The 20,799-nt window shown below is 54.7% G+C and carries 24 protein-coding genes and 1 riboswitch; of the genes, 12 read left to right on the top strand and 12 right to left on the bottom strand.

Annotation, left to right across the window (positions count from 1 at the left end; translation table 11 throughout):
- The first annotated feature begins 2 nt into the window (after nucleotides 1–2).
- On the top strand, nucleotides 3–368 hold the full coding sequence (locus tag Q8902_02200; GenBank protein MDP4198364.1) for a copper-binding protein: 366 nt from the start codon (nucleotides 3–5) through the stop codon (nucleotides 366–368).
- Here Q8902_02200 and moeB read toward each other — a convergent pair.
- The 8 genes from moeB to thiD form a co-directional block, all read right to left on the bottom strand.
- Entirely contained in the window at nucleotides 292–1,440 is a 1,149-nt protein-coding gene (gene moeB / locus Q8902_02195; GenBank protein MDP4198363.1) for a molybdopterin-synthase adenylyltransferase MoeB, read from the bottom strand. The two genes, Q8902_02200 and moeB, sit on opposite strands and share 77 nt — an antisense overlap.
- The gene (thiE, locus tag Q8902_02190; GenBank protein ID MDP4198362.1) at nucleotides 1,437–2,060 is read right to left on the bottom strand and encodes a thiamine phosphate synthase; all 624 of its coding nucleotides are present in this window, start codon (nucleotides 2,058–2,060) and stop codon (nucleotides 1,437–1,439) included. Before thiE ends, moeB begins: the two co-directional genes overlap by 4 nt.
- The gene (locus tag Q8902_02185) at nucleotides 2,057–2,635 is read right to left on the bottom strand and encodes a thiamine phosphate synthase (protein MDP4198361.1); all 579 of its coding nucleotides are present in this window, start codon (nucleotides 2,633–2,635) and stop codon (nucleotides 2,057–2,059) included. The genes thiE and Q8902_02185 overlap by 4 nt, the downstream gene beginning before the upstream one ends.
- 16 nt (nucleotides 2,636–2,651) lie before the next feature.
- Nucleotides 2,652–3,464 (bottom strand): thiazole synthase, encoded by an 813-nt coding sequence (locus Q8902_02180; GenBank protein MDP4198360.1) that lies wholly within the window; start codon nucleotides 3,462–3,464, stop codon nucleotides 2,652–2,654.
- A gap of 104 nt (nucleotides 3,465–3,568) precedes the next feature.
- Complete coding sequence (gene thiS / locus Q8902_02175) at nucleotides 3,569–3,769, bottom strand: sulfur carrier protein ThiS (GenBank protein ID MDP4198359.1); 201 nt, start codon at nucleotides 3,767–3,769, stop codon at nucleotides 3,569–3,571.
- Entirely contained in the window at nucleotides 3,766–4,923 is a 1,158-nt protein-coding gene (gene thiO / locus Q8902_02170; GenBank protein MDP4198358.1) for a glycine oxidase ThiO, read from the bottom strand. Before thiO ends, thiS begins: the two co-directional genes overlap by 4 nt.
- A gap of 28 nt (nucleotides 4,924–4,951) precedes the next feature.
- Entirely contained in the window at nucleotides 4,952–6,859 is a 1,908-nt protein-coding gene (gene thiC, locus Q8902_02165; protein MDP4198357.1) for a phosphomethylpyrimidine synthase ThiC, read from the bottom strand.
- A 3-nt stretch (nucleotides 6,860–6,862) separates the two neighbouring features.
- Entirely contained in the window at nucleotides 6,863–7,717 is an 855-nt protein-coding gene (gene thiD / locus Q8902_02160; GenBank protein MDP4198356.1) for a bifunctional hydroxymethylpyrimidine kinase/phosphomethylpyrimidine kinase, read from the bottom strand.
- A gap of 32 nt (nucleotides 7,718–7,749) precedes the next feature.
- Nucleotides 7,750–7,857, bottom strand: a riboswitch (TPP riboswitch).
- Nucleotides 7,858–8,136: 279 nt separating this feature from the next.
- On the opposite strand from thiD, the gene Q8902_02155 reads away from it, so the two are divergent.
- From Q8902_02155 to Q8902_02130, 6 genes are all read left to right on the top strand, one after another.
- Nucleotides 8,137–8,598, top strand: coding sequence for an Hsp20/alpha crystallin family protein (locus tag Q8902_02155; GenBank protein MDP4198355.1), 462 nt, complete (start codon nucleotides 8,137–8,139; stop codon nucleotides 8,596–8,598).
- Between the two features lie 129 nt (nucleotides 8,599–8,727).
- Nucleotides 8,728–9,279, top strand: coding sequence for an RNA polymerase sigma factor (locus tag Q8902_02150; protein MDP4198354.1), 552 nt, complete (start codon nucleotides 8,728–8,730; stop codon nucleotides 9,277–9,279).
- The gene (locus Q8902_02145) at nucleotides 9,276–10,310 is read left to right on the top strand and encodes a hypothetical protein (protein ID MDP4198353.1); all 1,035 of its coding nucleotides are present in this window, start codon (nucleotides 9,276–9,278) and stop codon (nucleotides 10,308–10,310) included. Before Q8902_02150 ends, Q8902_02145 begins: the two co-directional genes overlap by 4 nt.
- Before the next feature lie 89 nt (nucleotides 10,311–10,399).
- On the top strand, nucleotides 10,400–10,939 hold the full coding sequence (locus tag Q8902_02140) for a hypothetical protein (protein MDP4198352.1): 540 nt from the start codon (nucleotides 10,400–10,402) through the stop codon (nucleotides 10,937–10,939).
- A gap of 481 nt (nucleotides 10,940–11,420) precedes the next feature.
- Complete coding sequence (gene dnaK, locus Q8902_02135; protein ID MDP4198351.1) at nucleotides 11,421–13,340, top strand: molecular chaperone DnaK; 1,920 nt, start codon at nucleotides 11,421–11,423, stop codon at nucleotides 13,338–13,340.
- A gap of 76 nt (nucleotides 13,341–13,416) precedes the next feature.
- Nucleotides 13,417–13,896 carry a hypothetical protein gene (locus Q8902_02130; GenBank protein MDP4198350.1) on the top strand — a complete coding sequence of 160 codons (480 nt, stop codon included), beginning with the start codon at nucleotides 13,417–13,419 and terminating at the stop codon, nucleotides 13,894–13,896.
- Nucleotides 13,897–13,909: 13 nt separating this feature from the next.
- Here the strand turns inward: Q8902_02130 and Q8902_02125 are convergent, their stop codons facing one another.
- Complete coding sequence (locus Q8902_02125; protein ID MDP4198349.1) at nucleotides 13,910–14,500, bottom strand: hypothetical protein; 591 nt, start codon at nucleotides 14,498–14,500, stop codon at nucleotides 13,910–13,912.
- A gap of 214 nt (nucleotides 14,501–14,714) precedes the next feature.
- On the opposite strand from Q8902_02125, the gene Q8902_02120 reads away from it, so the two are divergent.
- Nucleotides 14,715–15,344, top strand: coding sequence for a transposase (locus Q8902_02120; protein ID MDP4198348.1), 630 nt, complete (start codon nucleotides 14,715–14,717; stop codon nucleotides 15,342–15,344).
- 49 nt (nucleotides 15,345–15,393) lie between these two features.
- Here Q8902_02120 and Q8902_02115 read toward each other — a convergent pair whose 3' ends face one another.
- On the bottom strand, nucleotides 15,394–15,723 hold the full coding sequence (locus Q8902_02115; protein MDP4198347.1) for a hypothetical protein: 330 nt from the start codon (nucleotides 15,721–15,723) through the stop codon (nucleotides 15,394–15,396).
- Between the two features lie 171 nt (nucleotides 15,724–15,894).
- Here Q8902_02115 and Q8902_02110 point away from each other — a divergent pair, with 171 nt between their 5' ends.
- A complete protein-coding gene (locus Q8902_02110; GenBank protein ID MDP4198346.1) occupies nucleotides 15,895–16,491 on the top strand; it encodes a cupin domain-containing protein in 597 nt (198 codons plus the stop codon).
- Between the two features lie 15 nt (nucleotides 16,492–16,506).
- Here the strand turns inward: Q8902_02110 and Q8902_02105 are convergent, their stop codons facing one another.
- Together Q8902_02105 and Q8902_02100 are read right to left on the bottom strand one after the other, a co-directional pair.
- Complete coding sequence (locus tag Q8902_02105) at nucleotides 16,507–17,865, bottom strand: APC family permease (GenBank protein ID MDP4198345.1); 1,359 nt, start codon at nucleotides 17,863–17,865, stop codon at nucleotides 16,507–16,509.
- A 16-nt stretch (nucleotides 17,866–17,881) separates the two neighbouring features.
- Nucleotides 17,882–18,634, bottom strand: a complete 753-nt coding sequence (locus Q8902_02100; protein ID MDP4198344.1) for an SDR family NAD(P)-dependent oxidoreductase — start codon at nucleotides 18,632–18,634, stop codon at nucleotides 17,882–17,884.
- Between the two features lie 159 nt (nucleotides 18,635–18,793).
- Here Q8902_02100 and Q8902_02095 point away from each other — a divergent pair, with 159 nt between their 5' ends.
- The 3 genes from Q8902_02095 (at nucleotide 18,794) to Q8902_02085 (ending at nucleotide 20,437) form a co-directional block, all read left to right on the top strand.
- Nucleotides 18,794–19,399, top strand: a complete 606-nt coding sequence (locus tag Q8902_02095; protein MDP4198343.1) for an HNH endonuclease — start codon at nucleotides 18,794–18,796, stop codon at nucleotides 19,397–19,399.
- 103 nt (nucleotides 19,400–19,502) lie between these two features.
- Nucleotides 19,503–19,772 (top strand): helix-turn-helix transcriptional regulator, encoded by a 270-nt coding sequence (locus Q8902_02090; protein MDP4198342.1) that lies wholly within the window; start codon nucleotides 19,503–19,505, stop codon nucleotides 19,770–19,772.
- A gap of 134 nt (nucleotides 19,773–19,906) precedes the next feature.
- Nucleotides 19,907–20,437, top strand: coding sequence for a hypothetical protein (locus Q8902_02085; protein MDP4198341.1), 531 nt, complete (start codon nucleotides 19,907–19,909; stop codon nucleotides 20,435–20,437).
- The last annotated feature ends 362 nt before the right edge of the window (nucleotides 20,438–20,799 follow it).

Here is a 20,799-nt window from a genome sequence, read left to right as displayed (position 1 = left end):
GCATGGCAAGAGAGCGAGGTAGAGCAATCATGAGCGTCGTCCGGTACTACTCATTTCACGTCACCGCTTACTTCCTGCTGCTTTTTGCCATGCTCGGCTGTAACAAACTATTTCCGGTTGATACCGGCACCGGGAGCGGCCGTGGCATCGTGCGGCGAATCGATTACGAACATCATCTCATAACGCTGGAGCATGGGACGGTACCGAAGCTGCTAAGCCCGATGATGTATTCCTATCCCCTGATCAGCGACTCGATTATGAAGCCGATCAAGGAAGGTGACACGGTGCACTTTACGATTGAGGAGCTGAAGCTGGGGGAGTTTCGGGTGCTGACGTTGCAGAAAATCCATCCAAAGCCACGACGCTGATGGCAAGTTCTGGATTGCGCTGCAATCCTCCGGCAAGGCTGCAAACATTGGAGAAGCCGCGAGCGATAAGCATATTGGCTGCCGTCAGGCTTCGAATGCCTGAGGCACAAAGCAAGACAATGGCTCGATCACGTGGCAATGCCTCGATGCGTGAAGCAAATATGCTCATCGGGATTAGCTGAGCACGCGATGGCCGCGTTCGAAATTCAATCGATTCTCGGACATCGATGAGCAAAGCATCATCCGGCAATTGCGCGAAGGTGATCTCAAGCGGTTCGGTCTGGCAGGCGAACTCATAACTTTCAAACAGCGTGCTTCGCCCATCTCGTCCGCACATCGGACAATCGGGATCGCGAGCAATGCGAAACTCCGCAAAACGCATCGCAAGCGCATCGTAACGGAGCAGCCGTCCGATGAGCGGCTCGCCAATGCCGCATAGGAGCTTGATCGCCTCGGTCGCCATGAGGCTTCCGATCACCCCGGGCAGTACACCCAACACACCGGACTCCGCGCACGATGGCACGAGCGATGGATCGGGGATTTCCGGGAAGAGGCAGCGATAGCAAGGACCCCCACGGGTGGAAAATACGCTGACCTGTCCTTCGAAGCGGTCGATCGAGCCGGAGATCAGCGGGATGCCGCGAATCACACAGGCGTCATTGGCGAGATAGCGTGTCGAGAAATTATCCGATCCATCGAGCACGAGATCGTAGCCCGTAAGAATATCCAGCGCGTTATCCGGTGCGAAGCGAGTTTCGTGCAATGCAACCGTGACGTGTGGATTGACATCGACAACTCTCCGCTTTGCTTCTTGCGCTTTGGAGCGTCCTGCGGAGGACTCGCCAAAGAGAATCTGGCGATGGAGATTCGAAATATCGACGCGATCATCCTCGACAATGCCGATCGTGCCAACGCCGGCTGCCGCGAGATAAAGGAGAGCTGGGGAGCCAAGTCCGCCCGCACCGATTACAAGCACGCGGGCAGCTTTGAGCAGTGTTTGCCCGCGCTCGCCGATCTCGGCGAGTGTCAGGTGGCGTTGATAGCGCTGGCGTTCTTCGTTCGACAACATCATGGCTGCGGCGTGGCGCGAAGGTTCACAAGCGCGAGCAACTCGCGAATCGTCCGCGCCGGATCGTCAGAATTTTGAATTGCGCCAATTACGGCGATACCAGAAGCTCCGGCTTGAAGTACTGGCGCAGCGTTCGCAGGTGTAATGCCGCCAATGGCAATAAGCGGGACGGAAATAGCCGACGCAAAATCAGAGACCTCTTGCAGAGTCTTCTGCGGCGTTCGCTTTTCTTTGGAACGGGTTGGATAGATATGACCGAAGCCAATATAATTTGCCCCAACAGTTTGCGCTTCCATAGCTTCAGTTAACGAGCCGCATGTGGCGCCAATGATTGCATCGGGCCCTAGCAAGACGCGAGCGTATTCGACAGGCAGATCGTCACTACCAAGATGCACGCCATCGGCATGAACGGCGCGCGCAATGTCTGCCCGATCGTTGATGATGAAGGCAGCATGCGTCACGCGAGTTCGAATCGCGTCGGCGACGTCGAGTATTTCCCCGAGAGGTCTATCTTTTTCTCGAAGCTGAATCACGCTCGCACCAAGTTGATCGGCAAGCGTGGCTAACTCGATGGCACGATCGCCACCCACAATAACATGCAGGCCCGTGAGGTCGTATATCATAGTTGGCCAAGAGCGGATTCGTACTCCTGGAGACGCGCACGAAGGTCGGAGGCCAGCAGCAAGTCGGACATCACTGCGACCCCTTGTGCGCCATTCTCGCGGCATCGCGCGGCGCGTTCTGGCGTCATGCCGCCGATCGCGAAGACCGGGACTGGCGCCAACTCGGCTGTCTGCCGAAGCGCGCCGAGCCCGCGAGGGCCAATGCCAAGTTCAGTTTTCGACGGAGTTGCGAAGACAGGTCCGAAAGTAGCGAAATCAACACCAGACCAATCCGTCATCGGTCCGACCGAATGCATGCTCTTGCCGCACAAGAGATCGAAGCTCTGGTGCAGACGGTGGGCAGGCCAGCCCGCTTCGGACGCCTGGATACCGGCTGCGCTGCAAGCCAGCGCGACATCGGGCCGATCGTTGATGAAGAGTTGAAGCTCCGGCGCTACCTCGCGAATCTGAAGAGCGAGCGCAAGCAACGCGCGCGTCGAAAGATCTTTCTCGCGCAATTGCAGTGCGCGCAATCCATAAGCGGCGGCTTCGCGTGCGAACACGACGAGATCGCCCCGCATCTGTCGATTACTCACAACGTACAGCCGGAAGTCAATCACGAATCACTCCTTGTGCCATCCTGGATAAAAATGGGGATGTGGCTATTCCCTGGATTGGACTCGATCGCTCTGCGTATAGCTTCTCTGGAATCCGGCCAGCTTGATAGGCCATTCGTCCCGCTTCAACTCCGAGCCGCATTGCGCGGGCCATCATGACAGGATGCTCCGCACAGGAAATTGCGGTGTTGAGCAGAATGGCATCGGCGCCAAGCTCCATCGCTAATGCGGCGTGTGAAGCCGTGCCGATTCCGGCATCGATGATCACCGGCAGCGAAATCAGCTCGCGAATAATTTGAATGTTGTATGGATTCCGAATGCCCGCGCCGCTTCCGATGGGTGCGCCGAGCGGCATCACGCACGCGCAGCCCATGTCCGCAAGCTTGCGGCACGTGATCGGATCATCGTTTGTGTATGGCATGACGATGAAGCCGAGTGAAACAAGTTCGGCCGCTGCCTTCAGCAACTCCGTTACGTCCGGCATCAGCGTTTCATCGTCGCCAATGACTTCGAGCTTAATCCAATTCGTTTCGAGAACCTCACGCGCCAACTCGGCGGTGAGCACTGCCTCTTTCGCCGTATAACATCCCGCCGTGTTTGGAAGCAGATGATACGGCCCATTGCGTAGCAGCCCGAACACGCTTTCATGCGACTTATCCAGCACATTGTGCCGACGAATGGAAACGGTAATCATCTCGGCGCCACTTGCTTCGATAGACTGCAACATGATCTCCGGGCTGATGTAGCGCGCCGTGCCGAGGATCAGGCGCGAGCTAAATTCTTTGTCAGCGATTCGAAAAACATCCATAATTATCCCAATAATCCTTTTGATCCGTCATTCCGAGCTGAGCAAAGCTTCGCGGAGCGGAGATTTGCGGAGTCGAACTCCGTTCCGGGTGACAAAAAAAGAAATCATCCTCCTTGCACCGCACGCACAATCTCCACGCGGTCGCCATCGCGAAGCTCGCGCTCTGGCCACGTACTGCGGCGTACAACCTCATCGTTCACGGCCACGGCAACGCTGCGCTGATCGAGCGCAAGGCGCTCGATCAGCGCAGAAACGTTCACCGCACTCTCGAACTCCCACTCGGTGCCACTGACGATGAGCTTCATGCGGCGACCGGCTCCTTCTTTGACAGGAAGCGTGATGGCAAAAACTCATCGAATCGGGCGTCCCACTTGTTGGCAACGATCAAGTCGGCAATCATGCGAGCGGCCAGCGGCGCGTGTAAGATGCCGTGACGATAGTGTCCCGTGGCATAATATAGATTGTCAGTCGTGCCGCGTCCCACGATCGGCTTGTGATCGCGTGGGGTCGGACGGAACCCGGTTAGGATCTCTTCAATTTCGAGTTCGTAGATCGCGGGGACCATTTCCCAGGCGCGATGCAAGATATTCAGGATCGGTCCGGCGGTCACGCGCTTGTCAAAACCTACTTCCTCTGCAGTGGTGCCAATGAGAAGGCGTGTATCATCTTTCGGCACCAAATATGCTTTCGTCGCAAGGATTGGTTGGCGTAGCATAGCAAATGGCTCCGCGCGTAATCCAATCATCTGTCCCTTGACCGGACGCACGGGAATCGGATCGATTCCTTCGATCTGCACATTGGCGCCAGTCGCAATCGTGACCGTAGCCGCCTGGGTATGGGCGAACTCCAGTTCGAGCGCGGGCAAGCTGGAGCTTGTCCGCACGCCCAACCGATCGCCATCTCGAGTAACGGCTTGAACGCGAGTATGTTCGTGCAAGAGTCCTCCCCGCTTCAAGTATGCTTGCTTTAGTGCGAGTGCCAGCGTACGATTGTTGATCTGTGCGTCACCATCGAGCCAAAGGGCGGAGGTCACGCGTGGTCCCAGCAATGGCTCGCGCTCGCGCGCAGCAGTTCCATCCAGCCGCTCGGCGGGACACCCGATGCGTTTGCGGAATTCGAACTGACGATCGAGTTCGCGCTTGTCATCGATGTTCGTCGCGATCATGAGCGAGCCACAAGTATCGAGTCGCGGCACCTCATTCGCGTCTTCTTCAAGCCTCGCGAGAAAGTCCGGATAGGCATTCAAGCTCGCCACGCCCGCATGATAGATACCGACTTCCTCGAAGTTCGCTTCAGCGCGTGGCGCGAGCATTCCAGCCGCGACCCATGTCGCACCGCTCCGAACGGCTTCACCTGCCTCGTAAATCTCGACGTGCTCCGCCCCATTGCGCAGCAGTTCCCATCCGATCGAAAGACCGATGATGCCGCCGCCAACGATGACGTGAGGATGATTGCTCATGGTGTGGGTTGGATGTGACGAATGTGACTCATGGGGTCAAAGGATCGTCGTGTAATGCTATCGAATAAAGCTCGGCGCCGGACTCGATAAACTCCTTACTCTTTTGCTCAAGCCCGATTGCAAGCGCATCTGCTTCGAGCACCGCGTGCTCTGCTGCATACTTGCGCACATCCTCAGTTATCTTCATGGAGCAAAAATGCGGGCCGCACATTGAACAGAAGTGCGCGGACTTCGCGCCTTCTTGCGGCAGTGTCTCATCGTGGAATTCGCGGGCACGCTCCGGATCGAGCGAAAGATTGAACTGATCTTCCCACCGGAATTCAAAGCGCGCTTTGCTCAGTGCATTATCGCGCGTCTGTGCTCCGGGATGACCCTTTGCAAGGTCGGCCGCGTGCGCAGCGATCTTGTAGGCGATCACACCGTCTTTCACGTCTTGCTTATCCGGTAACCCGAGATGCTCCTTCGGTGTGACATAACACAGCATCGCACAACCGAACCAACCGATCATCGCCGCGCCAATGGCGCTCGTGATGTGATCGTATCCTGGTGCGATATCGGTCGTAAGCGGCCCGAGTGTGTAGAAGGGTGCCTCGTGGCACTGCTCGAGTTCGAGTCGCATGTTCTCCTCGATAAGCTGCATTGGGACGTGGCCGGGACCTTCGATCATCACCTGGCAGTCCTGTTTCCACGCAACAGTCGTAAGTTCGCCGAGCGTGCGAAGCTCCGCAAGTTGCGCTTCGTCGTTCGCATCGGCAATCGAGCCAGGACGCAAGCCATCGCCGAGCGAAAAGCTCACGTCGTAAGCGCGCATGATCTCGCAGATCTCGGCGAAGTGAGTGTAAAGGAAGCTCTCCTTATGATGCGAGAGGCACCACTTCGCCATAATGCTGCCGCCGCGCGAGACGATGCCTGTCATGCGATTCGCCGTTAGGGGCACAGACGCAAGACGCACGCCGGCGTGAATCGTGAAATAGTCGACCCCCTGCTCGGCTTGCTCGATCAGCGTGTCCCGAAAAATCTCCCACGTGAGTTCTTCGGCACGGCCATCCACTTTCTCGAGCGCCTGATAGATCGGCACGGTGCCGATCGGCACGGCGGAATTGCGGATGATCCACTCGCGTGTTTCGTGAATGTTCTTGCCAGTCGAGAGGTCCATGACCGTGTCGGCCCCCCACTTGGTCGCCCAAAGCATCTTCTCGACCTCTTCCTCGATCGAACTCGCGACCGCGGAGTTGCCGATGTTCGCGTTGATCTTGACTAAGAAGTTGCGACCAATCGCCATCGGCTCGCTCTCGGGGTGATTGATATTCGCCGGAATGATCGCGCGACCGCGCGCAACTTCATCGCGAACGAACTCGGGAGTGATTACTTTCGGAATCGCTGCGCCAAAAGAATTTCCCGGGTGTTGAAATCCGAGTGATGTTCGTTTGGTGGCCGACAGTTCTGGTGCCTTCTCCCGTCCCATGTTCTCGCGGATCGCCACGAACTCCATCTCAGGAGTCACGATGCCTCGCCGCGCGTAGGCCATCTGCGTTACGGCATTGCCCTGAGTTGCCCGCAGGGGTTTGCGTCGAAGTCCCGGATAATACTCGAGCTTGCCGTTCTGCTTTTCGAACGCATGACGAAGCTGTTCCTCATTGGAGTAACCATTGTCTTCAGCGCGAATGTTTCGGCCCTGGTACTCTTCGACATCCTTGCGCGCAATGATCCACTCGCGGCGGAGCGCGGGCAATCCTTCGCGAACGCTGCCGGGTTGCTCGCCATACGGTCCGGTGGTATCGTAGGCACGAATCGACGCGTTTGGCTCGAAGCCTCCTGCGGAGAGACGTGTCTGTGAAACGGAAATCTCCCGCATAGGCACGCGAATATCCGAGTGAAGCGAGCCGCTCACATATATCTTGCGGCTCGAAGGAAAGGAAGTCTTTAGTTCTTTCATAGGTTAAGCGACAAAGTCAGGAATAAAGCTTATTGGCGAAGCGATACGTTGCCCGCGCGGAGATGATCGGTCATCCCCGCCGCCGATTTGCATTGCGGATGCGCGAACTTGATGCACGAACTCTCGTGCCTGCTCGATGGCGTTCAGCATGTCTGCATCGTGCACAAGCAATGCGGCGATTGCGGATGAAAGCATACAGCCCGAGCCATGTAAATCGCCAGAAATACGTGGCGATGAAAATGTTGTTGCACCTTCGTGATCGAGGAAGAGATCCTGCACGCGATCAACACTATTCACATGCCCGCCTTTTAAGAGCACGCTCTTCGGTCCAAGTGCGAGAATGGATCGAGCAGCATCTTCCATCTCATCGAACGATGCAATCTTCCTGCCGAGCAGTACTTCTGCCTCGAGGATATTCGGCGTGAGTAGCGTGACGTGTGGGAATAGTCTATTTACCATCATATCCACAGCGTCTGAACTTGTCAACTCCCGTCCACTCGTTGGCTGAATAACCGGGTCGAGAATCACCGTGTACTCTCCGCCAGCAACGAAATCTACCACAACTTCTACTGCCTCGCGTGAACCAAGCGCACCGATTTTGATGATGGAAAACGGAATGTCTTCGCGGAGAGCGTTGAGTTGGGATTGAAGAGACTCGGCGGGCACAGGCCAGACGCTCCGAACGCCAAGGGTATTCTGTGCCGTGATTGCGGTTATTGCGGAAAGACCATGGACTCCGAAAGTCTGAAGAACCTTCAGGTCAGCCTGAATGCCTGCGCCTCCTGTCGGATCGCTGGCAGCAATGCTTAGTGCAATAGTGGAAAGTGGATAGTGGATAGTGGAGGAAGAGTTATTCACTATCCTCTCTCCACATTCCTCTATCCGCTCTGAGCCAAATGTTTCCGCTTTTCCCACGCTGGCATGATCCAGATCAGGTCCCCGGGGTATGATCTCAGCCGCTCACCTAACTATCGTGAGTGACACCCCCATCGGAAGTCCAACGGAGATGACCGATCATCTCCGCGCGGCACGCAACCGAATCGTAATGGCGAAAGATTCCATGACGAGCTCGAATGCAAGACTGTCCGAAGTCGCGACAAATTTGCGGCGAATCTCTGACAGAGTGTCAGTGTAGACTTCTTGCTTCACTGCGAAATTGCGCTGATTTCTAATGATTGGCAGGTTGGCATGTTCCTTCTTGATACCAGAGGGCAATTAGCGAGTACACCGAAGCGTGTCACTCAAAACTATTTCTCATTCACATAACAGAAACTGCAATGACAGTATACCGATGGGAGCCACGTAAAGATTTCGAAGTCGCCTCGCAAAAGCTCCGAAGATTATTCAACGATGTGGAGGGTGCGATCACAAACGGCATCCAGCAAGGCATTCATGTCGAGTTAGGCACGTTCGCGCCGCGCGTGGATATTTCCGAGTCGAAGGAGAACGTCTATGTTCGCGCCGAATTGCCGGGCATGACAGCCGAGGACGTGAAGATTACGCTTTCAGAAGGCGCACTCACACTTCGGGGCGAGAAAAAGCGCACGGAAGAAAGCAAGCAAGAGAGCTTTCACCGCATCGAGCGTTCGCATGGGGAGTTCGTCCGTCAGTTCGCCTTGCCGGCCAATCTGAATGAAGACGCCATAGAAGCGAACTTCATCGATGGCGTGCTCGAAATCCGCATTCCGAAGCGCGAGCCTGAAAAGCCACGCGAGCGCGAGGTCAAGATCGGAAAATAAATCAGATCTTTCGGCAATCGAAAGTCAGCAGGGACGCGTAGCGGCGTCCTTGCTGGCTTTTGCCTTTCATGATAGAATCTCGCGAAGAACCGATGTGACTTTTTTGCGGGTTGCGTCACTTACTGTCGCATGCAGGTCGAACAACAATTCTGGGCACTGATCGAAAAGTATTGGGAGAGCCTTTGGCGCTTTTCCCTCGGACTGACGTGCTCGAAAGATGATGCTGCCGATCTCCTGAGCGACACGGTTCTGGAGGCCCATAAGGGATACCCCACGCTGCGGAGTCCCCAAGCGTTCAAGAGCTATTTGTTCACGATCGCGCACCGCTTGCATAAACGCCGGAGCTGGCGACTCAGAATATTCGCGCAACTCGAGGAAGCCATGCATATTGGATATGAGAACTCACGCGAGTCCTCGTTCGATCTGGACCTTTTGTTGGTCGCGCTGGGTGCACTCCCTGAGAAACAGCGGGAGGCAATTTTGCTTTTCGAAATCTCAGGACTCTCGCTCGAGGAGATCCGCGCGATTCAAGGCGGGTCACTTTCGGCAATCAAGACTCGGCTCTCCCGTGGCCGCGAAGCGCTTCGTGAAACGCTGCTCGATCGCACCGACTTGCGAGAATCGCTATCAACTGAACAGATCTCTTTCCCCAAACTTCCTGAACCGGGATTCCAGTCATGACACAGAATAGAGAACAGATTTTTGCCACCCGGCAAAATATTGATCTTCTTGGCCCGCTTAAGGCAGCGCAGCCAACGATCAGCCTGGGCGATGTCAGAGCCGCCACTCTCAGTGCTTCGACACGATGGCGCGCATGGCCGTATGTGACCGTTGCGCTCGTTGGCATTGGTCTAATAGCCACGCTCATCCTCCGACAAAATGAGGTGTCGGCTCTCTTCCCACAAGCTCGGCAATCGATTGAGGAATTCCCGGCGATTGGAGCAGCAAGTAGTGGCACTGGCAATTCCAGTTCGTCTCCGCTGCCTTCTCGTCGGGTCTCGGTTACACCGCTTCACGACAAATTGGCTATGTCATCGCAGTTTGTTTCGGAGCATGCGGCAAGTGCCGCCAGCGCCACCAACAAGCTTAGTGAGATGCCGGCCGCATCAAAAGAGAACACCAATTCTGCGAGCACTCCGCCGGAAGCTGTACGTGTGGATTCAGCGAAAGCCGATGAGCCACTCTCGGAGCATTCTTTTGACAGAGACTACCGCACACGAGTGGCAGCATTGCAGCCGCAGGACAGAGTTTATGGTGCTATTCAGATCGGCACCATCATGGGATCCCTGAATACATTGGGCGGTGGAATCTCACTCACAGGCAGTCATGACTGGATGCAGGCCACTCTGCGATACACCAGCACGTTCGGACTCTCTGCGAGCGATTTGTTTTCACAGCCAATTGGCAAATCGGCAAGCCAGGACGTCCGCGAATATGCATTGATGTTTGGTGCACGCCTCGAGCAGGGCGATTTCTGGGCGAGTATCGAGGCCGGTCCGAATGTCATTCATGCCTCGTTCAACACCTTCATTGCCTCTCCGAGGGCGGATTCACTCACGAATGACATTGGCGGTGGTTTGGGCGCCTCAGCACAAGCGACGTTCGGATACAGAATCAGCGATTATCTTGGTATCGATCTCACCGGATTCGTCAGCAATCACTCAATCACCTACGGAGGCATCCTATTTTCGGTAGTTGGCGGAAGTCTATAGAAAGCCAATCGCGAATTCAAAAACTCATTCATGCTTCCGAGTGTATTGATAGCTCGCATATTTGCGGTCACCATTTTTTCTTGTCATACATGAGTATCAAACAGTCACTCCAGAATAGCATCTTGCACGACCTTACAGTTTGCCAGCACCTGTACACCAAGCTCGATCCAAAGAACGCCGACTGGCGTCCACGCGAGAACATGCGCTCCACGCTTGAGCTTCAACAGTATCTTTGCTACATCGGTAAGACGATGACAGGCCACTTTGTCAACCCGGCAGAGGACAAATCGCTTGCGGTCGATAATTACCGCGCGAAAGCGAAGTGGTCGACGGAATCGGTAACGTTCGAGAACTTCCCCGAAATGATCGAGCGCGAAAAGGAAGAGATCAGGGAGGTTTTATCCCACGTCTCCGATGCGGACCTGACGCGCATGACGTATCATCCGTTCAGCAAAGAAGAGACGACGCTCTTCGATGCGCTGCTTACAGTGACGAAATACATCTGCGCTTACCGCCATCAGCTTTTCCTCTATGCCAAGCTTTCCGGCGCGGAGATCAATACGCGCAATAATTGGTATGGAGTGGATGCAGCGCCGGCAGTGGCCAAGCCAGCAATGGCGGCGGCGTAGCACTGTCACATCGTCATACTATTTTTGTAGAAACGGTCGAAATCAACTTGATTTCGACCATTTTGCTTATGGCATGGTCCTTCTATTTATTCCCGATGCCGAAGCAGGTTTGGCACTTGATAGCTTTCTAAGATTTTGAGATCAGCGTCGAAAAGACTCACCGGAGCTCGAGTGTAGAATTTTAGAATTGACTACTACATGCTTGGAACGGCATACTTCATGAAAAACAAACTCAAATACTAAAATGGGTTAGTTTTCTTAAGCTTGCATGGGAAATCAACATGGACGGGCAAGACCTACTAAGTAAGCCAGTCAGCATATGACATTCTGGCAGTGAGCTCTCATTCGCTGCGCAGCCGGCGCTGTGCTTCGAATCCGCTCCAGGCACGGCAATCCGCGCCGTGCTACACAGCGCAGCTTCCGGAGCTTGAGATTACGGCCAGAGAAATTTTTCAGAAGCGTTTAACCACCACACACAACAATGAGTAAAGTAATCGGTATCGACTTAGGAACAACGAATAGCTGCGTGGCCGTCATGGAAGGCACGCAGCCGACGGTCATTGCGAACACGGAAGGCGCGCGCACGACGCCCTCCATCGTCGCATTCACGAAGACGGGCGAACGGCTCGTCGGGCAGGCCGCAAAGCGGCAGGCCGTGACGAACTCGCAGAACACGATCTTCTCCATCAAGCGCTTCATGGGACGCAAGTTCGGTGAAGTCAACGAGGAGATGAAGCTCGTGCCCTACAAAGTGATTCGCGGCGAGAACGACAACGTGCGCGTCGAGATCAACGGGACCGTCTATTCGCCGCCCGAGATCAGCGCGATGATCCTCACCAAAATGAAGCAGACCGCCGAGGACTATCTCGGACAGAAGGTCACCGAAGCGGTGATCACCGTACCGGCCTACTTCAACGACTCGCAGCGTCAGGCGACGAAAGATGCGGGCGAAATTTCGGGTCTCTCCGTGCGCCGCATCATCAACGAGCCGACGGCTGCGGCGCTGGCTTATGGACTCGACAAGAAGGGCAAGAACGAGAAAGTCGCGGTCTATGACTTTGGCGGCGGCACGTTCGACGTCTCCATTCTCGAACTCGGCGAAGGCGTCTTCGAAGTGAAGTCCACCGATGGTGACACGCACTTAGGCGGTGACAACATCGACGCGCGTCTTGTCGATTGGCTGGCCGATGAATTCAAGTCGCAGGAGAACATCGATCTCCGCAAGGACCCGATGGCGCTGCAACGCCTGAAGGAAGCGGCCGAGAAAGCAAAGATGGAGCTCTCATCGCTCATGCAGACCGACGTGAACTTGCCGTTCATCACGGCCACAGCCGAAGGTCCGAAGCACATGAACATCACGCTCACGCGCGCGAAGTTCGAGCAACTTGTCAATGACATCTTGCAGCGGACGATCGAGCCGTGCAAGCGCGCCATCGCGAACGCGAAGGTTTCGCCGAGCGAGATCGACGAAGTTATTCTCGTCGGTGGTTCGACACGCATTCCGAAAGTGCAAGAAATTGTACGTAGTTTGTTCGGCAAGGAGCCGCACAAAGGCGTGAATCCGGACGAAGTCGTAGCGATTGGCGCGGCGATCCAGGGCGCAGTACTCACCGGCGAAGTCAAAGATGTGCTCTTGCTCGATGTGACGCCTCTCACGCTCTCGATCGAAACGATGGGCGGCGTGGCAACACCGATGATCCCCTCGAACACGACGATCCCGACTCGCAAGTCGGAGACGTTCTCGACGGCGAGCGATTCGCAGCCGAGCGTGGAAATCTCGGTATTGCAAGGCGAGCGTCCGATGGCCCTCGATAATAAGTCGCTCGGGAAATTCCATTTGGATGGCATTCCACCGGCGCCGCGCGGCGTGCCGCAGATCGAAGTAACCTTTGACATCGATGCGAACGGCATCCTGCATGTTTCGGCGAAAGACAAAGCGACGAGCAAGGAGCAGTCGATCCGCATCACATCGTCGGGCGGACTTTCGAAGGAAGAGATCGAAAAGATGAAGCGCGATGCCGAGGCGCACAAAGCCGAGGACACCGAGCGCAAGGAACAGGTCGAGACCCGTAACACGGCGGACCATCTCGTCTTCCAATCGAAGAAGCAACTCGAAGAACTGAAGGACAAGATGACGCCCGAAGGTCAGGGCAAGATCAACTCCGCAATCACGGATCTCGAAAACGCGCTCAAGGGCACCGACAACGCGGCGATCAAAGCGGCCGTCGAAGCGATGAACCGCGCGTGGTCGGAAGTCTCGACGCAGATGTACCAGCAGCCCGGCGCCGATGGCGCTCCCGGCGGCCCGCAGCCGCCACCGAACGGCCACGACGGACAACCCTCCGGCGGCCCGAAAGTCGAGAACGCCGACTTCGAGGTGGTGGATGAGGAGAAGAAATAACGCACATTGACCAGCAGCCCGGATAGGAACTCCTGTCCGGGCTGTGGGCTTTGAATTTAAGTAACCGAATACTTTTATGGAAATCTTTGAACTTGAGATTATTTCTGGTATTATCGATGGGCGAATTGCTGACATCAACACATTCATGCTCCAAATGGGCGGCTTGCAGCCAGGTGCACCGCCTTCGTTCGGTTCGGTTCAATTGAGAGCGCCAGATGATGGACGTATCCTTGTTTTGAGTATTCCTGAAATTTCTTACGTTCCGACCGACTTTGATGAGACCGCAATCAGGGTGGCACGATTCAGAAATCTCATTCGCTCATTGGCTAATTCGGAATATATCACCCTTTCGACGAAACCCGGCACCGATTTAAATCGGCTCGGTACTATCTGCCTCCTTGAGACGAACCGGCAGCTTAACTTCGCCTTTTACAAAGATAATTGGGATTTGCTTTTCAAGAAGATTCTTCCTCTCCCGGGGCTATCGACTTTGTTTTCAGAGATCACTCAACAACAGATGGAGAAACCGGCGATAGGATTTAAGCTCGGCGGATGAGTAAGTTGGATGCTTAGGCATTACCATGCGGGGACGCTGAGGTATGCTCTAACCCGATACGCTCGTACACCGCTTGCCAGTACTGTGGATTATTCGATCCGATTGCTACACAACAGTTGGAGAAGGAGGTGCTGCTCTCAAATTCACCCCATGGTTTCAACATTTTAAGTGTCTCAGGATTCATTACCTCGATCCAGCCTTGAAGTTGCAACATCATTGGAGAGCTCGAATTAACATAGTCCGCATAGACCTGTTCAGAGACAGAGTTTTTAGCTCTGTAGAGGTACATCTCAGCGATCCCGATCTTAAAAGCTGCATCTAATTCCCATGGCTGATAATTCTTAAACGGGCTGGTGCGAAGAACTTGCTCACGGGCCTTACGACGAGCAGTCTTCCATGAGTCAGACCCGTTGCTCTTTGCAATAATGTTTCTCAAAGGCTTTGGCAGCAATCGGAAATACTTACTACGCCAGAGTCTCGTTAAGACTCTACGATCAAACTTCTTCATCGCTCTTTGTTCAGCCTCCACAGGAGAAACTCTATTTAAGAGCGCATCTGAAACCAGATCGATTATGCGTCGAGACTCCTCAAGTGTCATGGTCATATCGATTCAAACAATCGCAAAACGCTTAGAATGCCTGTCGTCGGTGGCAGACGGCCCGTACTAACAGCCCGCTGTTTCCGGGCCGGCGGCGGGTGGGCACAGAATGCGCGCGGGGGCGGCACGCGAATGTAGCGCATGCTTTAGCTTGCACTCTGCAGCGGAGCACCGAGAAAAGAGCAAGCTAAAGCATGCTCTACATTTCGTATTTTTGTACATGCAGCATAAAGACTATTACCGGCGTAACCTTCCACACTTCACTCCGGAGCATGCGGTCTATTTTGTCACGACGCGCCTCGCCGATTCTTTGCCTGTATCCGTTACCGCCAAGCTAAAGCAAGATTACCTCGATCTCGTCGAGCGGCGTAAGAACGAACCGAATCTCGATCCAGAAATCTTGAGGCGCCTCTCCAAGCGATATATTGTCGAAATAGATAAAGCGCTCGATGCATGTGCAATGGGGCCGAAGTGGCTCGCGCAATACTCAGTCTGTCAAGCCCTTCAAAACGAGATAGCGAAACTTGAACAAGAAGGCGTGATCGAAGTGTGGTGTTATTCGATCATGCCCAATCATTTGCATATCGTGTTCACCCTAAAGAACGGAGAACTCAGTCATGGGATGCAATTACTAAAAGGCCGATCGTCAATCGTTGCCAACCGGATTCTAGAACGGCATGGCTCATTCTGGCAACATGAGAGTTACGACCATATTCTGAGGCAAAGTGAGTTTGAGCGGCTTGTCCGATATGTGTTGCTCAATCCTGTGAAGGCTGGCCTTGTCGACCGTTGTGAGATCTGGCCCGGTAATTATTTGAGACCTCATTCTATTGAGATAAGCGCAAGCTAAAGCATGCGCTACATTGATCAGGGCACAGAATGCGCGCGGGGGCGTATGCTTACACCGGCGGTTCTTTGAGACGAACAGAGTCCTTCTTCGGTAGCTGTGGGATCGAGTCGTGTATATTGTTCGGATCGCAGTCCGGTGGGATCGTCGGATGCTTCTTCGGCAGCAGCCACTCGAAGAACTTCGTATAATCAAAATAGAGTGTGATACCCGGCTTCGGTGGTATGGGCCATCCATTTGCCTTCTTCCAGTCATCGAGATGCAGGTCCGGCACCGTTGGTTTCGCCTTGGAAGACTGAGGGAGAAGCGTATCAACCGACTGCGCCTTCGCTTCCCTCATAAGAACGAGCAACAAAAGGGCAATGAGAGTGGATTTCATCATACGTAGTCGGCCTTCGTCATAAGAACCCTAAAAGTAGTTAAGTGCCCCGATGATGTGAGGCATCGCAGCGGCACACGATTTGCTGGTTTTTGGATTTTACGTGTGACATCCTCCATCACAGCGTATTTCGCTCTCTAGACCATCACTCACCTATTGTTGACCGGAAAGATTATGGACACTCCACGCAATCCGCATTCGCTTTCAGCTCGTAACCATCCGATTCGTTTTGCGACGATCGCAGTCTTCGTCTCGCTCACGTTCTCTTTGGTCGGATGCTCGCGCCAAACGGGAACATCGAACGTCGCAGACACGACGAACTCACAGACGGCGGCAACACCTAAACCAGCGGCAGATACGACGCGGCACATCGAATCCTATCTTGGAAACATTATCCAAAACACCAACGCTAATCAGAACTTCCGGAAAGTGCTGTTTACCGGACAAAAGAGCCAGTTAGTCGCGATGAGCATTCCTCCCGGCGGTGAAATTGGCGCGGAGACTCACTCACACGTTGAGCAGACGATCTTCATTCAAAGTGGAAGTGGTACGGCGAATCTCGGTGGAAAAGTCTCGGCGATCAAGGCGGGAGATGTACTCGTCGTTACTCCCGGCACTGCCCATAATGTTGTGAACGCCGGCAAAACGGACCTGAAGCTGTACACGATCTATACTCCTCCGAACCATATCGATGGCCGTATCAATGCCACGAAGGCTGACGCTGAGCGCGACAAGGAAGATGAAGCATTCGGTGAAGCGGTCGGAGACTAATCGTGTCGCTAGCACTCACACATTGTAGTCCGGTTGTACGCCCGGTCGCTTAAAGCGAATCAAAATTATTCCGCTCAGGGCAGCAAATGCAAACAATGCTACCGTTTCCTTCAAAGATGAGGAAAGCATCTCGATAGTGGCCGCTACGATGAGCAGTGCGGGAAGAAGCGAGATGAGAATGATCGTCGGCATTCCGCCCATGATACGGAATGGTCGAGCGATGTTCGGCTGCTTGCGCCGAAGTTGAATCAGCGCCCAGAACTCGAGCAGCAGTGCGGAAGAATAGAGCAGCACATCGACTTCGGCAAGCTGCTCGAACGAGAAGCCACTAAGTGCGACGTAAATCGCTGCACTCAAGGTGATGGCGCGGGCCGGCGTAGCATATCGCGTGTTCAGCTTTGTGAGAGCGGATGGCATATAGCCATCCGCTGCGAGCACGAAAGGAATGCGAGATGCCGCGAGCAGGCCGGCAACGAATAGTCCGGCAGCGCTGAGGAGTCCACCAATGCCGACAGCAAATTCAAGGCACTCGCCGCCTGCGGCGCGCGCAATCAACGGCCAGCTTCCCTCGGTCCACTTGGTGATATCGGGCACAGCGTTGAGTCCGACGAAGACTGGCAGGAAATAGAACAGCACAACCAGCGGCAGTCCAATCATGAGTGCTTTGGGAAATACACGTCGTGGGTCTTTTATCTCGCGCGAGATCGTCGAGATGGAATCCCAGCCCAGGTAATTCCACATGATGACGAAGAGGCCGGTTGCGATTGCGCTCGTTGTGGAAACACCCTGAGGTGCAAGCGGTGAAACAATAGAGGAAAGGTGCAGCGCCGAAGGGATAAAGCCTAATGCGACCATGCCGATAAACGGGACTAATAGGACGACAGCAAACACCAGCGCTGCATTTCCGGTCGTAACAGCGCCGCGAATATTCAGCCAGGTCAGCGGGATCACCATCGCAAGCCGCACGGCGAGATTCGCGATGGGATCGGAGAGATCGAATCCTAACGCACCGAGATATTTTGTAAACAGCACCGGATAGATCGCAACATCGACGCAGCTATAGAGATACGTTAGCCACGCGCACGCAAAGCCAGCACGCGAACCCACGCCGCGCTTGACCCACTCGTAGTAGCCGCCTTCTTCCGGAATCGCCGATCCAAGCTCGGCGCTCATGAGTGCAATCGGCAGCGCCCAAACAAGTGGCACGAGCACGATGAGCAGCAGTGCAACGCCGCGGCCAGACTGGACGATGGTTTCAAGACCATACGGTCCGCCGCTGACGCAAAAAAAGATGGTCATGACAAGCGGCCACAGGCCGAGCTTGCCTTTACCCTTGATGTTATTGAATGCCAGGGACGCCCGACTGAACTTCATACTCTCTGTTGAGCAACTATCCGCACAGAACCGAGCCGCCGTTGACGTTCAGGATTTCGCCAGTGATCGCGCTCGACATATCGCTGGAAAGAAAGACGACTGCATTGGCGATCTCTTCGGGTTTCGCAACGCGACCGAGCGGAATCGCGCGTTCGATCTGGACACGATCTACCTCCAGTGCTTCACTCGTCATATCGGTCGAGACCCAGCCGGGCGCGACGGAATTCACGCGGACACCGTGTGGCGCAAGCTCCACGGCAAGCGATTTCGTGAAGCTGATCTGTGCGCCTTTGGAAGCGGCATAGTGTGAATGACCAGACTCGCCGCGCTGTCCGGCCGTCGAGGAGACGATGACAATCGCGCCGCTTTTCTGCCGGATCATCTGCTGGGCCGCTATCTTCGAGAGAAGAAACGAGCCGGTCATATTGATATCCATCATCTCGCGAAATTCCTGGACGGTCATTCGCTCGATCGGCACGCCACTCCAAATGCCGGCATTGGCGACGGCGACATCGAGCGATCCCCACTCGTGGGCGATGCGAGTAACGAACTCGGCGAGTGCCGCTTCGTTCGTCGACTCTGCTTGTAGCATGAGCGAACGCACGCCATGACGTTCGATGTGGTGCGTGACCATGTTCGCGGCAACGGCGTTGGCGCGACAGGCGATCGCGACGTTGGCGCCGAGCTCTGCAAACGCGAGTGCGGTGGCGCGGCCAATTCCGCGCGAGCCGCCCGTGATCAGCACGTTCTTTCCTTTGAAATCAAGCATGAGGGATTGTTAAGAATTGGTAATGCCACCGGAGGGCGGGAATTCATCTGCCCCGTTGTAACATTACAATGAGGGATATATTGTTTCCCGAAAGGACGGAGTACCGCATTCGACCCAGGCAAATATAAACGATCGGATTACCTTCGCGCAACCTATGGCATGAGCCACGGTGGCGCGGAGCACCGTCTTGGGCCAAAACACTTCGAGGGTCTTGGCCACATTGAGGAGGATGAGCATGAGTTTCATCCCTCACACTCCACACTCCACGGCAAAGTCCTGATCCTGAACGGCAACTACGAGCCGCTGGCAATTTCAAGTGTAGAGAAGGCCATCGTCTTGCTCTATCTCGGAAAGGCGGAGTTGGTCAGCGCGCTGCATAGCCGCGCCGTCCGGTCGACTTCGATGTCGATGCCATTTCCAAGTGTAATTCGGCTGGCGAGTTATGTCCGCGTTCCGTTCAAAAAGGTGATCCTCTCGCGCAAGAATATTCTGCGACGTGATGGACACCGCTGCCAGTACTGCGGCCTGATCGGCGTGACGCTCACAGTCGATCACATCATGCCGAAGAGCCGTGGCGGTGAAGACTCGTGGGAAAATCTCGTGAGTGCGTGCTTGCGATGCAACAATTTGAAAGGCAGCCAGACGCCGGATGAAGCACAGATGACGCTGATGCGGCGGCCGATCCGGCCCAACCACGTGACGTTCATGCGGCAGTTCATTGGCCGTATCGACAAAGATTGGGAGCCGTACCTGTTTATGCGTTAAGTATTGACGACGCAAATCATTCTTAAATGAAGATTGATGTGAATGATGAAGCATCCGATCATGTCACTCATTTCGTCATTCTTCATTCTTCTATTGCCCCACAATGGATTATCGCGATCAGCTTGGAGGTCTCTTCCGCGAGCTTCACGACCGGGAAGGTCTGAGCCGCTTTCGCATCTCGCAGCGCGCCGGCATCAGCGAGCAAACAATCTCGAACGTGCTTAGCAAACGGCGTAATCTCTCCGCGAAATCTTTGGAACGCGTGCTGCATCGATTGGGCTATGAACTTCGCTACGAGCCGGTCCGCGAGGTCACACCCGGTACCGGCGATGCACCACACGCCGATCGGGAATTGCTGCCGCTGGACCGTTAGGCTTCAGCGCTGATCGCGCGGTCCAAAGCAAGGACCGCAAGATGTTGTATCTTTGTACTGTCCGAAGTGGTTGGTCATTGATCGTTCGCGGTTCTTCTGCGCTCATGCCCGAATCGAGGTCACACTACCGAGAGTTGAGAACACGACTTGAAGGCACGCTTGCAAGGTCGGATTTCAGTGCGTCCGAATCCGAAATCGAGGATGCCATGCAGCATGCGTTCGAAAAAATTATACCGGTAATCAAGGAAATCCGAGATCAGGATAGGTGGCTCTTCGTGGTTGCGACGCGCTACATGAAGCGGGAGCGGCACAGGGCGGAACGGTGCAAACCCCTTGACGCGACAGTAGCGGAGGAGGAGGAGGCAGAACTCACGATCTGCAACGATGAGTTAGCGGCAGCGCTCCGAACGATGTTCCCAAGTGACGAAGCATACGCTGTCATTCGGTATCTCTACGATCATGACCCGGAAGCATTTGCAACCGCGATCTATCATTTCGAGCGCGGGCGAACGTTTGATTCGCTCGCGGAGGCGCTGCGGAATGATGGCAAGAGCGTTACTGCAAACGCAATCCAAAAGAGACTCCATAAGGCTCTCCGGAATGCATCCAAAGCGGTTGGAATCACCCATCCCCGCAAAAGTCGACGAAAAGATGACCCCAAATAATAATTTCTTCCCGAATGCTATTTTCTTAGGCTGAAATAGGAGTCTCGCGGCTCTTTATAAATGATGAGGCCGGAGTGGATAAGACTCCGGCCTCCCGGCCGGGCCGTAGCCTAGCCGGTTTGTCCATTAACATAGACGAGGGAATTACATTTATGAAACACGTTCTGTTCATGTTACTTTTGGCGGCGGCTATCGCAGTGCCTGTCGCCTCGATAGCGCAGTGCCCAGCCGATGATGGAAATGGGCCTTGGCTGGGACCTTTAACGCTCCACATAAACTTGCAGCCATCCGGATGTCAGATTACTGAAATATATTGTTATCGCGATGTCGTCAATTCGGGAAGCCATAATAACTTAGAGAGG

This window comes from Bacteroidota bacterium, from assembly GCA_030706745.1.
Classification (GTDB): domain Bacteria; phylum Bacteroidota; class Ignavibacteria; order Palsa-1295; family Palsa-1295; genus PALSA-1295.
The sequence above is the reverse complement of the archived record's forward strand: the minus strand, read 5'-3'. Positions and strand labels throughout refer to the sequence as shown.